Genomic DNA, 14,082 nt, shown 5'->3' with positions numbered 1-14,082 from the left:
CGCTTACCGCTCATGGGCACCTCTCTTTAAGCCATCTTAAATGACTCTGAGGTGTCTGTTAAACCCATGGCGATTCAGTAAGTAGGGGCAGAGTTACTTCCATTAATTTCCGGAACCACCCACTCGTTCACGTAAATAACCTATCTTCAGAGAACTTTTTTACAGTTCTCTGAAGATAGGTTAGCCCAGCGTTAAATTCGTCGGCAAACTGGTTCTGTGGTATCTCATTTGTATCGGTGTATATCACCGACATATAAAATCATCCACCACTATCAACGTAACACCAGACAACCTGCTTTCTGCCGACAACATCCCCGCTGTCGGCGAAATACACTGATGTCAGCCTTATGACGACTTATGCAACTCCCTAATCACATGCACAGCCAGCAGACTTTCCACCGAAATCACAGTATTGATTTTTACCGCTTTGACGATTTCAATCAGCGACAGGGTATTCTGCGCCAGTTGATCACGCAGCTCACTGACTTCTACCTGTAACTGCTGGTTTCTGGCCAGCAAGGCTTGGCGGGTTTTGCGGTTGACGTATTGCTGTTTTTCTTTTGGCTGCAGATTTAGCGGCTTAAGCTGTTGGTCAACATAGGCAGCAATCAGGCGTTTACGTTCAAAATTGCTAAGCGTGCTTAACCCGCCGTTGACGACGCCTTTTGCCTTAAGTCGGGTATGCAGTGCTTTGGCGGAAATAGGGGATTTGTCAAAGCCTTCAACCAGCATCAGTTGTAGTTCGTGTTCGATCAGTGTGTCCAGTTCCTTGCCGCGCATCAGTCGGTCTCCTGTATCAATTGTTGGTATTCAAGGGCAAAAAGCTGGGCCAGTGTGCGGATTTCACCCTCGGTATTTATGTCAGCAGACAGCACATTTTCCGTGGCAACCAGTTGTTGAGTCTCAGCACGACGTAGCCATTGCGTTTGTCGTGCGTCCAGTTGTTGTAACCGTTGGTCGATATCGGCCAGTTTGGCCTGGCAGTCGGGCTGAGGTTGTGCAAGTTGGATCAACTTTGAACGCGCTTGCTGTAGCGCCTGCTTTTTGGCAATCAGATTGGGTAGCTCATCTATCCGCCCTGTCAGGGTGAAATGTTCGCAAAAGACTGCACTCTGGCATTTCAGCCGATAAGGACATCCCCAGAGGTTAACTTCCCGCATACAGGAACCAAATTTCAGTGGATACAGCACGGCGTGTCTTTCCACCATTGCAGATGCTTGCACAGGTCCTTCAGCATCGCGAATTTCCTCAAAAGCGGCAGCAATATCCGCAAACTTTTCTATATAAATACTCAGAAAGCTATAATCCTGCTTATCGAGCTCCAGTACACGATTCGCCCATACATTTTTGAGGGAAGGAGCATTTTTTCTGGGATCGTATACACCCTCAACAGTCGTGACAATCAGACTAAACTTGTTTCCTTTTATATTTGATTTAATAGAGCTGCACTCCAACAACAATAACTCACCAATTCGTAATCCATAATTTAATAGCAGACGAACAATCAAAAAATTGCGGAACTGAAGATAGCCAAAAGGGAAAGGGTTTAGTGGGTTATGCTTTTGGGGAGAGGAGGGGGCTATTATGCCGTACAGACTGACCACCATCGCATAGGTCAGGCTCTGAAATCCTTGACCGTTGTGACTGCATTGCGAAGATTTTCCTGGTATCAATGTTCGATAGTTGTCTCGGCAAAGATGTAACCGAATATGTAAACGTGAAGCCAGAAGTGATAATGCCTTGGGGGAATCATCCCGATATGCCGGTGATATATAGGTGTTGATCAAAAAAGAGATAAAGTGAATTACCGCCTGAAATCGGGCTGCGTTAGTAGAGCCATGGGAGGCAGAGACTGTCGAAAGTGGCAACAGGCTTGACTGAATGACGCGACCGTTTTCAAGATACAGTGAAAATGAAGGCATTTCTCTGACAGCAATGTCCGGATTATGGCCAGATGAATAGAAGCTGTAGCAAAATGTGACGCCATACTTTTGCTGCCAGAATTCGTAAAAGAATTTCACAGCCTGTAGCGAAGCAGACTGTGTGGACAATGAACGATGAGCCAAATGATCAATGTGATATCTGAGGGGATACAACAATGGCAAACAGGTTTCCATGTCCATCAGGATCCATTGCCGTTTACAGTCGGAGATAACCAACTGGTTAAGTGAGTACATGACTTTAACCACACAATGATTATGGATATGAAGAAAATGTACTCTGTACCTAACGTAAGAAATGAGAGGGAGGTCAGAAATTACTAACGTATTGATTTATCAGTCAGTGGAAGTGCCTTATGAACTTATTAACCATCATAGATGATTTAACATAATATACATTATGCGCACCAATCTTGTAGTGGCTCAATGTTAATGCCTATTTGGAACTCAGGGGCCCATGCTTATTTTCCGTTCAGGTGGTGTCGCTGGCGCCGCATACCAGTTTTGCTCGTCAACCATCACGGTACCTTCAGGCTGCATCACGAAATTCGGCGACATGATCTGAACGTTGAATTCGTTGAACACATCCTGAATATTGCTGTGCAGTTCATTACGTGCCATCGCCAGCGACTGTCCCGGTAAGAGCCGTACCTGTAACTCATAAGAGATATACCAGTCCATCAGAGCCAGTTGGCGCACCTGCGGCGGCTGGGAAAGATCGACGCCTTTTGCTCGCTTGGCGGCCAGTTCCAGCATCGCATGCACCTGTCGCCAGGGCGTGTCGTAACCAATGGTGACGCCCACCGTCAGGTTGATACCACCATCAGGATCTTGCGAGCTCAGGTTGGTAATTTTGCCACTCACCACCACGGCGTTTGGTACTGTAACAACGTAGTTTTCACGGGTGATGATTTTTGTCGCGAGCATACCGATTTCACTCACTAACCCCTCATTATCCGCCACCCGAATAACATCCCCTTTACGCAGCGCGCGCGAATAAATCAGCACTAACCCGCTCATCGCATGGTTCATCACTCCTGCCGAACCCAGCGTCAGCATCAACCCGAAGAATACGCTAATACCTTTAAATGCCAGTGAGTTTGCGCCGGGTAAGAAAGGATAGGCCGCAGACAGGGCAAATAGCCACACCGCGACGGAGATGAGTTTGCGGGTCGCGCCGACTGTTTCAGGGTGGATGCCCGGGAGTTGCAAACGCCCTGCTTCTACCTGGTTAAGCACCACCTTGAGGAGTTTAAGAATGAATGCGGTGATAAGGAAAATAATCAGGACAATCATGACTCCCGGCATCGCGGAGACAATCGACAGCGCAATTTCCCTCAGCACGCGAACTGACCAGTCGCCTAGCGACGCACCCCAGACGCGCGTCCAGGGAAACAGGCTGAATGTCCAGCTTAGCCAGGCATAAAAAGCCAGAATACCTAATAAAATCATGATCAAGGCATACAGACGAGTTTCAATTTCGCCAATAAAACGCCGCCAGCGTTGAGGTACCCAACTGCGGTTTTCAATAATTCTGCGCCGGAAAAAACGTCGTACCCATTTCCAGGAGCGCCAGGAAACGTACCAAAAGAGAATTAACACCAGAACGCCCGCGGCGGTTTTCACCGCGGATAACGCCAGCCAGCCCGTGTCATATTGATCGAGAAGCGCTGTCCGCTGGGCTTCCATTCGCTCTAGCACGCGCTGTGCGGCCTGGTCGAGCGTCAGATCGTCACCCTCGTCCAGATCTGCCTGCGTCAGTAGCATCACCGGCTTGCCATTCATGACAATCAACCGACCCTGCTGGTTATAGCGGGATATCGGCACAATTTTCAGCGGCTCACGGACATCCTGTGCCGTAAAGTTGCGTAACGTATTGCGGATACGTAAAACGCGTTCTTCAGGCGTGGTAAGACCAAACTTCGCCTGAAGCATGACAATCGGCTGATGGAAGATGTACACCGTGCGGGCGCGCTCCTGGTCGCTTGGGTCCTGACGAGGCTCCGCAGCAAATCCAGAAAAGGCCAGAGAAGAAAGTAAACACGTTAAAAAAGCGAGCAGAATCTTGTTCATTCCCACCATCCCAAACGCGAACATTATCGTTATTTTTCAAACCATCAGCCAAAGGCGGAGGTTTCGCTTTCTTGAGCATAGACCAGCCTCTGGTTTCTGTATTGGTGCTTAACATTAAGTATGCTTCACCGGATAATGCATTCTGTTTATATTGACCGATGACTGTACTTACCGTTTTGCCCTGTTGATATAAACCTGTAAACCCTCTGCAAGAAAATCAAATACCGTTTTACAGGCCAGGCTGTGGCGTAAATCCTCATGCATCACCAGCCAGGTGTCGAGATGAAATGTAAAGAAATCAGGCATTATCCTCTGTAACGGCGGAGAAAAATCGGCCAGTTGTACCTGACACATACCGATACCGGCACCTGCGCGTATGAGCTTTAATTGTGCAATATCACTGTCAGTACGCACGGTAAAAAGATCGCGGTTCAGCTGAGGATATTGTTTAAGCGTCTGCAAAATAAAGGGCGTCATATTATCGAAACCCACAAGTGTATGGGTGAATAACGCATCAATACTTTCCGGAGCACCATGGCGTGACAGATAGGCTGGCGCGGCATGCAGACCTATTTCAATTCTGCCCATCCGACGTGCAATCAGTTGCTCCTGCACCGGTGTGGTCATGCGTACAGCAATATCTGCTTCCCGATTCAGTAAATCCTGAACTCGATTTGACAGAACCAGTTCAACGGTTATTTGCGGGTATTCATCCTTTATTTGTGCGATCACCGGAGGCAGAACCTCGGTGCCGATGATTTCACTGGCGGCAACGCGCACCACGCCTCGTAATCCGGTTGCGCCGGAACTGAAACTGGCAGCTGACCGCTCAATCATCATGGCCGTGTTTTCCATCGCTTGCGCATGGCCTCTCAGCTCGATGGCTGCGTCCGTGGCCTGCAATCCTGTCTGCGAACGTGTAAATAAAACAAGGCCAAGGGCTGATTCCAGTGCCGCGATATGACGACCTGCAGTTGGCTGGGTAATGGCAAGTCTGCGTGCGGCCCCTGACAGAGACCCCTCTTTCATCACTGCCAGAAAGGTGCGATACCATTCCCATGGGATATTTAGCTTCATACAAAAATGCATACCTGCTGGCTTATATTATGCAATTACATTTAGCTCGTACGGTCATTAAGATGTCAAGCAGATATCCAACAAGGGTAAGATGATGAAAAGCACAAAAAAGGTACTGATACTGGGTGCAACGGGTGGGATTGGTGGCGAAATTGTCCGTAAATTGATCCGGGACGAATGGGATGTTCGCGCATTGCGCCGTAGCGTTCCGCAAAATGACGCGCACAACAAAAGCATTACATGGGTAAGCGGTGATGCGCAGAATGCAGAACAGGTAGAGGCAGCGGCGTCAGAGTGTAGCGTGATTGTCCATGCTGTTAACCCGCCGGGTTATCAAAACTGGGAGCAGCTGGTTTTGCCCATGCTGCATAACACCATTAACGCAGCGGAGCGAAACGGTGCATTAATCGTTCTGCCGGGCACTCTTTATAACTACGGTCCGGATGCTTTTCCCCTCTTACGGGAGGATTCTCTTCAGGATCCTGTTACACGTAAAGGTGCTATACGCGTGCAAATGGAGAATGCACTGTCAGCCTATGCACAGCGTGGCGGCAAGGTGCTGATTTTGCGAGCTGGCGACTTTTTTGGTCCCCATGCTGGCAACAACTGGTTTTCACAGGGATTGGTCAAACCGGGGCACTCACCGAAGGTAATTAAAAATCCCGGGAAAGCCGGCGCAGGCCATCAGTGGGCCTATCTGCCTGATGTCGCCGAAACACTGGCTACGCTGCTGACGCGTCGGGAGGAACTCGAACCGTTTGCCTGTTTCCATATGCGCGGTCATTGGGATCCTGATGGGACAGCGATGACCGCAGCCATAAAGCACGTCGCGGAACGTGCCGGTATTAAGGCAAAAGTGAAGTCATTTCCATGGTGGCTAGTCTCTGCAATGAGTCCTTTTAATACCACACTGCGTGAAATGCGGGAGATGCGTTATCTTTGGGAGCAGTCAATAGAGATGGATAATTCAAAACTGATTGCATTTTTAGGTCACGAACCGCGGACCCCTCTTACAGAGGCCGTGCATTCTACATTAGCTGGCCTGGGATGTATTTAACATAACCTGCACGTTTAGAAAGGGTTGAAAGATGTCTGATATACTTTAGCTTTTGAAAAACGCTGCCGTAAGCAAATGGAAATTGAATTAAATAAAAGTGTTAAAGAGAGAATTTTCCATGCTGTCATTTTTGAAGTGACGGCAAACGTTATCATCGCGCTGTCACTTGCCTGGCTGATGAACGTGTCGGTACTCCAGTCAGGTTCGTTGTCTGTGATATCCGCACTTAGCGCAACAGTCTGGAATTTTATTTTCAATAAACTCTTTGACTCCCTGCAGAAAAAATACCGCTTTCAGCGGACGTTTCTCGTCCGTGCGATCCATGCGGTTGGTTTTGAAACAGGATTGATCATCACCTTAATCCCTGTGGCAATGGTTATGCTGAATCTAACAGTGACTGAGGCATTTTTTGTTGAGATTGGTCTGGTACTGTTCTTCCTACCCTACACAATGCTGTTTAACTGGCTTTACGACTACCTGCGCTGGACATTTTTTGGACGGAAACGGTCTGCCATGTAGCGATTGTGCGTTTTAACGCACGATGATAGACTGGCCTTCGTGATCGACAATAAGCATTATTGAGGCACCGCTTTATGAATAAACTTCTTATACTCTTCCCCGCTCTGTGTTTAAGCGGTTGCGTGGATCTGGGTAAAATTGGAACACATCCGGAAGTGGCATCCTTCTATATCAATCATCCAAAAAGCCAGGTTGCAGATTGCCTCATATACACATCCTCCAGAGAACATTTATCGCTGGAATTTGATGATACCCTTCCTGATGGTAGCGAAAGATATAATCTCCAGGATAGTGATTATACCGATGTTGCCTGGGTCGAAGTCAGTAAATTCAGCGGAAAACAGACTTCCGTTGAATTTTATTATGCACCTCACGATCCTGAATTGCATAAATCTATTCTGTCTATAGTGGATCAGTGTAAAAAATGAAGAGGAAGATAAAATGCAAAGTCTCCTGACTAAAGGAGTTTGTCTCGCGTTAGCGTTGTCCGCCGCCGGGACGGCTCAGGCCGTTCAGAAAGGGAGCCATGATAACAATCTCACCGGGATAACCATTTTCGCTCAAAAAGAGTCTCAGGGAAGCCAATGGGACAGTACAACGGGCGAAGCAAAATATATGATCAGCTATAAGGTTACACTTGATAATGCGTCTGATAAAAGTATTGAGCCAGGCAAAGACAATAAAATGTGCTTCTTCCTGTTTGATAAAAACGGAAAATCATTTATGAGCACCGGCATTGAAGTGGAAATGTTGAAAAAATACAATCCACGGGACAACAGAACAGGGTTAGTTTATTTCGCCAGCGCAAACCCTGACGTTTTAAATATGCCATTTGTCCGTTTCGGCATCGGAAAAGATTGCATAAATTGATACCTGTCACATTGACACGTTCTTTAGCATGTTCGACTCCACTCTCCTTCTATACTTTTTATTTCTCCATCTCAAAAAGGAAGGAACAATGTTCGATCATGTGAAATTCGGCGTCAGTGATTATGAAAAAAGTAAAACCTTCTTCCTCCACGCACTTCAGCCGCTTGGTGTAGAACTTATCGATGAAGGCACACCAGAATACGGTGTCGAAATGAGCTCAGGCGACGTTTCGCTTTGTCTTTTTCAGACAAATGAAAAACCTGCCCCTCTGCATCTGGCGTTTGTGGCCAACACGCGCCAGCAGGTCGATGAGTTTTACCATGCCGCCCTGCGCGCTGGCGGACAGGATAACGGCGGGCCGGGATTACGCCCGTACAGTGAAAATTACTATGCCGCTTTTGTCATCTCGCCTGATGGTCATAACATCGAGGCGGTGTGCCATGCGCCGGAGAGTCTGTAGCTCAGCCCTTTCGTCAGAAGCCATCAAATGCTCTGTCATGCATCTTTTTGCACGATAATGCACGAAAGTGTTTCATAAAACGTCGGCAATCCCGTAAGGTATCGTCTGCAAACGTGCAATTTCGTGCATAAACACTGACAGAGGTATCTATGACACAACAGTTGATTTTAATTGCTGGCCCCTATCGCAGCGGAACAGAAGGCGTTCAGGCGCGCATTGATGAGAATCTTGCGCGTCTCGAAAACGCAGCATTAGCCGTTTACCAGCGGGGTCACATCCCGGTCATTGGCGAATGGCTGGCTTTGCCGTTGGCGAAGGCCGCTGGCTCGAAATCGGTTGGTGATGAAATCAGTGAAGCGATGCTGTACCCCGTTGCTCACCGGCTCATCGCTAAATGTGATGCGATTTATCGTATTGCCGGTGTGTCTAAAGGGGCCGATATGGACATTGAGGTAGCCCGCAAATATGGCCTCAGAGTTTATACCGCGCTTGAGAGCATTCCTGAGGCTTAAGGCAGACCGCCAGCCAGTCTGTGGTCACAGGCTGGCTATCAGATAGTGTCACGATCTGAGGTCAACACGATGGAGACCCCTTTTTCCGATACCGCACGGATCCACTCTTTATCAGTATCATCTTCAACGACGATGGTATTAACTGAACACACATCGCCAATCACAAACGAAGACGCTGTGTTGATCTTTTCCGGAGACGCCAGGACGACCGTCTCTGCGGCTCTGCCGGAAAATGCACGTTTGATGCATGCCTCTTCGAAATCACCGGTTGTCAGCCCTGCGTCAGGATGAATACCGGTCACGCCCATAAAAAACAGGTCGGCATGAATATTTTCGATGCCTTCGATGGCCGCAGCGCCGACCGCAACGATAGAGTGTTTATACAAGCGACCGCCGATAAGAATCACCTCAATGGACGGATGATCGACCAGCCCAAGGGCAATGCTCGGGCTATGCGTAACCACCGTGATGCGCAAGTCAGCCGGTAAAAACGTAATCAGCTCCGAGGTCGTCGTGCCACCGTCGACGATCACCACCTGGCCTGATGAAATCAGCTGAGCCCCTTTCCGTGCCACCCTTTTTTTCGCATCCATTTTCACGGATTGCCGTTCAGCAAAGGGAGCAATCGCAGATGATGCCGGAAGCGCGCCACCGTGAACGCGCTGTAAACGCCCTTCTGCCGCCAGCTCGCGTAAATCACGCCGAATGGTGTCTTCAGAGACGTCAAAGAACTTGCTGAGCGCTTTTGACTGGACCTGACCTTCGGCGCCGAGCTTTTCGAGGATCAATTGTTTTCGCTGACTGGTGAGCATCATGAATTCCTGATATTGCATGTTTTGTCTTGAAATTGCACGACAATGCTGTTTATGATAATTACTCTACGTAAGGAGGAACAAACGTGCAATCAAATCGTGCAGATGTACGCATTATTAACAGTGAAACGCTGTCAGATAACTGGTACGTTCTTAAAAAATACACCTTCGACCTGCAGCGACGTGATGGTGAATGGCAACGACAACATCGGGAAGTCTACGACCGTGGGAACGGCGCGACTATTCTGCTTTACAACCGTGATAAAAAGACGGTGATCCTGACTCGCCAGTTCCGTTTCCCCGTCTTTATCAACGGCCATGAGGGCGATTTAATTGAAGCCGCTGCGGGGTTGCTGGACAACATGGATCCCGAAAGCCGCATAAAAGCAGAAGCGGAAGAAGAGACTGGATTCCACGTTTCAAGCGTGCAGAAAATCTTTGAAGCCTATATGAGCCCAGGCTCCGTCACGGAAAAGCTCTATTTTTATCTTGCCGAGTACCAGCCGAAAGACAGAACCGGCGCAGGCGGCGGGATCAAGGCGGAAGGAGAAGATATCGACGTGCTGGAAATGACGCTTGAAGAGGCATTACGCGGCATTGAAACGGGCAAGATTGTCGATGGGAAAACCATCATGCTGCTTTATCATGTTGCCCTTAAAGGAATTCTCTAACCTACTGGTTTAAATCCTGATTTAAAGGTGCATGAAGTCGGTGCTTGTCCGTTATGCGGATGGAATGCGGAAAACCTCCTAAATTTTGCAGTCTACTATATTTAGTGGGCGGTTTCGAAATTCGATAAAATCATAAACATTTCCCTGAGTCATCTGCATTTACTATTCAAAAATGCCAAACGTTCATGAGGCTGCCTGCAGAGGTAGCCTGTCTTATCTGTTGACTGGATTAAAATGCGACTCGCTACAGATAACGAAGCATATTATACTTGCTCCTCCACTCGAGCAGGAGGCAGCAACTCACGTGAAGGATACATATTACAACGACATAACGATCAATACGCTAATTCAGAGTGATCTGGACGCGTTTTTTGAGGACTTCAAAGGGATCGTCTTCGCCTACGCTATTATGAACAAGAAAGATCCTTCACAGATGAGGATACTCAATAACAGTCCTGAGTGGTTTAATATCTACCTTGAAAGAAAATATCAGTTCATTGACCCTGTCATTATTAGGGCTTTGCGCTGTGTTGAGGACTTCTTCTGGGAAAGTGATGTCGTCCTGTCGGATGGTTATAACCTGACACGTATTTTCGACGAAAGTGTTCAGTATGACATATACCAGGGGCAGACTTTTCCTCTGCATGACTATCTGAATAATCTTGTTGTCTTATCCGTCATCAGCCCTAAGCATTCTGGCATTGACATAGAGAAATATCGGCCGCAATTTTTACGCTTCCTTACTCAGTTACATCAGAAGACACTCAATCTGTATAGTCAGCATCAGCAGAAAAAGAATGTGTTCTTGTCGCCACGTGAGCGACAAATCCTCAAATGGGTCAGTGCCGGAAAAACCTACGTAGAAATTTCTGTTATTTTGTCTATTGCTGAACGCACCGTTAAATTCCATATGGGCAATGTAATGAAAAAACTCGGAGTGAATAATGCCAGACACGCAATAAAGCTTGGAACAGAACTCCGGTTACTGGACGACTGACCCCTCAGACACTGGTTATAGATGGCGTAAATGCTCGAGCATTTCGCGAAGCCAGTGGCTTGATTTGTCTTTGCTAATAATATCTTCAATAATGCTGGTGCTGGCAGGCATATAAATATAGTAAATAACCTCTCCTTTTTCAGAAACACCGCGCTGAATAACTTCAACTTTCCAGTTCGCATGGCGAAATATGGCATACATACCGCGACTGGCTACTGCGTACATTCCGTGATATTTTTTCTTTATGCAATAAATATTCATTGCAAGAAACAATGCCTTACTGGCGGGCACACCCTGCAGACTTGCAGAGTCTCGTATTTCTTTATCTAAAAATAAACGACTCACTTCACAGCAGGGAACATCTGCTGGAAAAACAATGGGACTATCGAAATAATTGTGAAAGATTTCGCTTATCATTGTCGGCTGCGTTGAGTTAATAAATCGCGCGCCGCATAACAGCTGTCCATCATACATACCCATTAAGTATGTCGTGTTATGGGAATCAAATTGATCCTTTTCCATCCCTTCGACGCATTCCACTTTCCAGTTGAGCCGGTCCCGAAAGGTTTTTCTTCTGAGTCGATAGAGTTCGTGCGCTAATGCTGGTGGTAAATCATCGTAGTCGTGCAAAAAAAATTCAATGGCAGAAATCATGCTCTTGTTCCTGATAATAACACCTGAAACTATTATCACCTGTCTTTTAGGACAGCTTTCATTGTGCCGCATATTCCCTATACTTAAAAAGTACCTGACCACGAAGTTCTCGCAAAACTAAGCGGTCAGGAGGTCAAAGACCTATGAAACACCAGGGATATACCCATCGATGATTATCTAATATTTAAAGTTTCGGGTATAGAGCATAAGAAGCACTTTGCCGATAAAATAATAAAAAACAATAATCATAAAGTAATTACAATAAAAACATTGCCCCTTAATCTTTTAAGGGGTATTATTTCCGATTAATTTTTTTCTACCTCCCCTTCATTTTACAGACTCTGCTGACTTCAGCTGCCCAAAACCCTCGCCGGTACCGCTTTGCAGGCATCTGCCTGTGCTATTCTTGCAGAATCATGCAAAACGGAGAGTTGATGATGGCCGACTGGAACCCTTCTCTTTACCTGCAATACGGCGCGGAAAGAACGCGTCCTGCCGCTGAACTGCTCGCCAGAATTCCTCTTGATGCGGTCTCTACCATCGCTGATTTAGGCTGTGGGCCAGGAAACAGCACCGCCTTGTTGAAGCATCGCTGGCCTTCGGCACGCATCACCGGGGTCGATAACTCCCCTGCAATGCTCGAGGAAGCACGCACCGCGTTACCCGACTGCCATTTTGTTGAGGCCGATATCCGCCAGTACAAGCCTGGTCAGCCGCTGAGCCTGATTTACGCTAACGCATCGCTACAGTGGATCCCGGACCATTACGATCTCCTGCCGCACCTGGTTTCTTTGCTCACGCTGAATGGCGTATTAGCGATCCAGATGCCTGACAACTGGCTTGAACCCACTCACGTGGCGATGCGTGAAGTGGCGCTGGAGCAAGACTACCCTGACCGCGGCCGCGAGCCTCTGCCTGGAGTGCATGCCTATTACGACATCTTGTCGGAGGCCGGTTGTGACGTGGATATCTGGCGGACAACCTATTTCCATAAAATGAGCTCCCACCAGGCGATTATTGACTGGGTAAGCGCCACCGGTTTGCGCCCGTGGCTCCAGGAACTGAATGAGAGCGAGCAGAAACGTTTCCTGAAACGCTACCATGAACTGCTGGAAGAGCAGTATCCACTCCAGGAAAACGGGCAGATACTGCTGGCTTTCCCACGGTTGTTTATTGTGGCGAAACGTCAACCCTGAACGGGTTATGACCGGGCTTCTCTCAGCAATTGCTGGATGACCTTTTCCTGCTGCGCATAATCTCCTTCACCAAAGGCGGTATAGCGTAGCTGCCCTTTGGCATCAAAATAGTAATGCGCTGGCCAGTACTGATTGCCGAATGCATTCCAGATTTGGTAGTTATTATCCGTCACCACCCGATACGGCAACTGCCATTTAGTGACCGCATTTTTTACCGATGAAAGCGGCTTTTCCCAGGGATATTCCGGCGTGTGAACCCCAATCACGACCAGCCCCTGCGGCTGATACTTTGTGGCCCAGTCTCGCACATGCGGGAGCGTATGCTGGCAGTTAATGCAATCCCACGTCCAGAAATCGATCAGCACAACCTTCCCTCGCAATGATTCAGACGTGACAGGGTCACCGTTAATCCACCCTGTTCCACCGCTTAACGAAGGCAACTGGCTGCTGGGCTCTGCGATCACGACCGGCTGGAGCTTCACCTGCGCGGTTGTGGGTTTCGCCAGCTTCAGTAACGTGGTTTCGAGACGGTCCGCAACGCCGTTTGCCCCTTTCAGAAGCGAAGTCATCCCTGTCGCGTTAAATACGACCGTCGCCAGCATCACCACGCCAGCCCCCTGCCGCAGCTTTTCCATCAGCGCCGATTTTGCTCTTAACGGCACCATCAGCGTGCGGCCTCCTAAAACGAGCAGACTCAACATCAGCGCGCATCCGCTGCCATAGGCCGCCAGCAGCACGCCCGTCGCAATAGCCGAGTGGCCCGCGATATTAATGCTGAAAATGGCGCCCAGTATGGGCCCGGCGCAAGGGGACCAGAGCAGCCCGACCGCAAGCCCGGCCAGAAAAGCCGATGCCATACCGCGCGTTTTCCCGCTTCGGGTGTTGAGGACATTTCCCGCGCTGACGGCCGGTCCCGCAACACGCTGGGCGAATGATGGAAAAATTAAGGCCAGCGCGGCCGCGGCCAGAATGACGAGGGCGATCCAGCGCCCGACGATGGTTGCCTCTGCTATCCACTCGCTGGCGACGGTGACGACCATCGCCACCAGGGTGAACATCACGATCATCCCCGCAAGCAGGGCCAGAATATGGCGTCGTTGCCCCTGAAAACCGGCGAACAGAAGCGGGATAACCGGGAGCGTACATGGACTGAGCAGGCTTATCATCCCGCCCAGAAAAGCGATTACCAGAAACATAGAAACCTCACAATACAAGTCCTGCGACGCTGCAGTGAGGCTATTTCA

16 protein-coding genes are annotated in these 14,082 nt (G+C 48.6%); 9 read left to right on the top strand and 7 right to left on the bottom strand.

Annotation, left to right across the window (positions count from 1 at the left end; genetic code table 11):
- Positions 1-345: 345 nt before the first annotated feature.
- The 4 genes from FU672_RS20550 to FU672_RS20530 form a co-directional block, all read right to left on the bottom strand.
- Positions 346-780 carry a hypothetical protein gene (locus FU672_RS20550; RefSeq protein ID WP_148244615.1) on the bottom strand — a complete coding sequence of 145 codons (435 nt, stop codon included), beginning with the start codon at positions 778-780 and terminating at the stop codon, positions 346-348.
- Entirely contained in the window at positions 780-2,123 is a 1,344-nt protein-coding gene (locus FU672_RS25225; protein ID WP_262349032.1) for a histidine phosphatase family protein, read from the bottom strand. Before FU672_RS25225 ends, FU672_RS20550 begins: the two co-directional genes overlap by 1 nt.
- Before the next feature lie 264 nt (positions 2,124-2,387).
- Positions 2,388-4,013, bottom strand: a complete 1,626-nt coding sequence (locus FU672_RS20535; RefSeq protein WP_148244614.1) for a mechanosensitive ion channel family protein — start codon at positions 4,011-4,013, stop codon at positions 2,388-2,390.
- Positions 4,014-4,181: 168 nt separating this feature from the next.
- Positions 4,182-5,090 carry a LysR family transcriptional regulator gene (locus FU672_RS20530; protein ID WP_148244613.1) on the bottom strand — a complete coding sequence of 303 codons (909 nt, stop codon included), beginning with the start codon at positions 5,088-5,090 and terminating at the stop codon, positions 4,182-4,184.
- A gap of 94 nt (positions 5,091-5,184) precedes the next feature.
- Between FU672_RS20530 and FU672_RS20525 the strand changes: the two genes are divergently transcribed.
- The 6 genes from FU672_RS20525 to FU672_RS20500 all read left to right on the top strand — a co-directional run bounded on the left by FU672_RS20525 (position 5,185) and on the right by FU672_RS20500 (position 8,508).
- Positions 5,185-6,147, top strand: a complete 963-nt coding sequence (locus FU672_RS20525) for an NAD-dependent epimerase/dehydratase family protein (protein ID WP_148244622.1) — start codon at positions 5,185-5,187, stop codon at positions 6,145-6,147.
- A gap of 75 nt (positions 6,148-6,222) precedes the next feature.
- On the top strand, positions 6,223-6,666 hold the full coding sequence (locus tag FU672_RS20520) for a PACE efflux transporter (protein WP_148244612.1): 444 nt from the start codon (positions 6,223-6,225) through the stop codon (positions 6,664-6,666).
- Between the two features lie 74 nt (positions 6,667-6,740).
- Positions 6,741-7,094 carry a hypothetical protein gene (locus tag FU672_RS20515; RefSeq protein ID WP_148244611.1) on the top strand — a complete coding sequence of 118 codons (354 nt, stop codon included), beginning with the start codon at positions 6,741-6,743 and terminating at the stop codon, positions 7,092-7,094.
- Between the two features lie 13 nt (positions 7,095-7,107).
- Positions 7,108-7,536, top strand: a complete 429-nt coding sequence (locus FU672_RS20510; RefSeq protein ID WP_148244610.1) for a DUF4354 family protein — start codon at positions 7,108-7,110, stop codon at positions 7,534-7,536.
- Between the two features lie 88 nt (positions 7,537-7,624).
- Entirely contained in the window at positions 7,625-7,996 is a 372-nt protein-coding gene (locus tag FU672_RS20505) for a VOC family protein (RefSeq protein WP_148244621.1), read from the top strand.
- Positions 7,997-8,145: 149 nt separating this feature from the next.
- Positions 8,146-8,508: a TIR domain-containing protein gene (locus FU672_RS20500; RefSeq protein ID WP_148244609.1), complete on the top strand. Its 363-nt coding sequence runs from the start codon at positions 8,146-8,148 to the stop codon at positions 8,506-8,508.
- Positions 8,509-8,546: 38 nt separating this feature from the next.
- Here FU672_RS20500 and FU672_RS20495 read toward each other — a convergent pair whose 3' ends face one another.
- Positions 8,547-9,320 carry a DeoR/GlpR family DNA-binding transcription regulator gene (locus tag FU672_RS20495; RefSeq protein ID WP_148244620.1) on the bottom strand — a complete coding sequence of 258 codons (774 nt, stop codon included), beginning with the start codon at positions 9,318-9,320 and terminating at the stop codon, positions 8,547-8,549.
- 86 nt (positions 9,321-9,406) lie between these two features.
- Here FU672_RS20495 and FU672_RS20490 point away from each other — a divergent pair, with 86 nt between their 5' ends.
- Positions 9,407-9,991: an NUDIX hydrolase gene (locus FU672_RS20490; protein WP_148244608.1), complete on the top strand. Its 585-nt coding sequence runs from the start codon at positions 9,407-9,409 to the stop codon at positions 9,989-9,991.
- Positions 9,992-10,295: 304 nt separating this feature from the next.
- Entirely contained in the window at positions 10,296-10,988 is a 693-nt protein-coding gene (locus tag FU672_RS20485; RefSeq protein ID WP_148244607.1) for a helix-turn-helix transcriptional regulator, read from the top strand.
- Between the two features lie 15 nt (positions 10,989-11,003).
- Here the strand turns inward: FU672_RS20485 and FU672_RS20480 are convergent, their stop codons facing one another.
- On the bottom strand, positions 11,004-11,642 hold the full coding sequence (locus tag FU672_RS20480) for an acyl-homoserine-lactone synthase (protein WP_148244606.1): 639 nt from the start codon (positions 11,640-11,642) through the stop codon (positions 11,004-11,006).
- 437 nt (positions 11,643-12,079) lie between these two features.
- Between FU672_RS20480 and tam the strand changes: the two genes are divergently transcribed.
- Complete coding sequence (gene tam / locus FU672_RS20475; RefSeq protein ID WP_148244619.1) at positions 12,080-12,838, top strand: trans-aconitate 2-methyltransferase; 759 nt, start codon at positions 12,080-12,082, stop codon at positions 12,836-12,838.
- Between the two features lie 5 nt (positions 12,839-12,843).
- Here the strand turns inward: tam and FU672_RS20470 are convergent, their stop codons facing one another.
- Entirely contained in the window at positions 12,844-14,034 is a 1,191-nt protein-coding gene (locus FU672_RS20470; protein WP_148244605.1) for a cytochrome c biogenesis protein/redoxin, read from the bottom strand.
- Positions 14,035-14,082 lie beyond the last annotated feature (48 nt).

Source organism: Enterobacter asburiae, from assembly GCF_008080435.1.
In the GTDB taxonomy this organism is placed as follows: Bacteria; Pseudomonadota; Gammaproteobacteria; order Enterobacterales; family Enterobacteriaceae; genus Enterobacter; species Enterobacter asburiae_C.
This window is presented reverse-complemented; position numbering and strand designations above follow the sequence as displayed.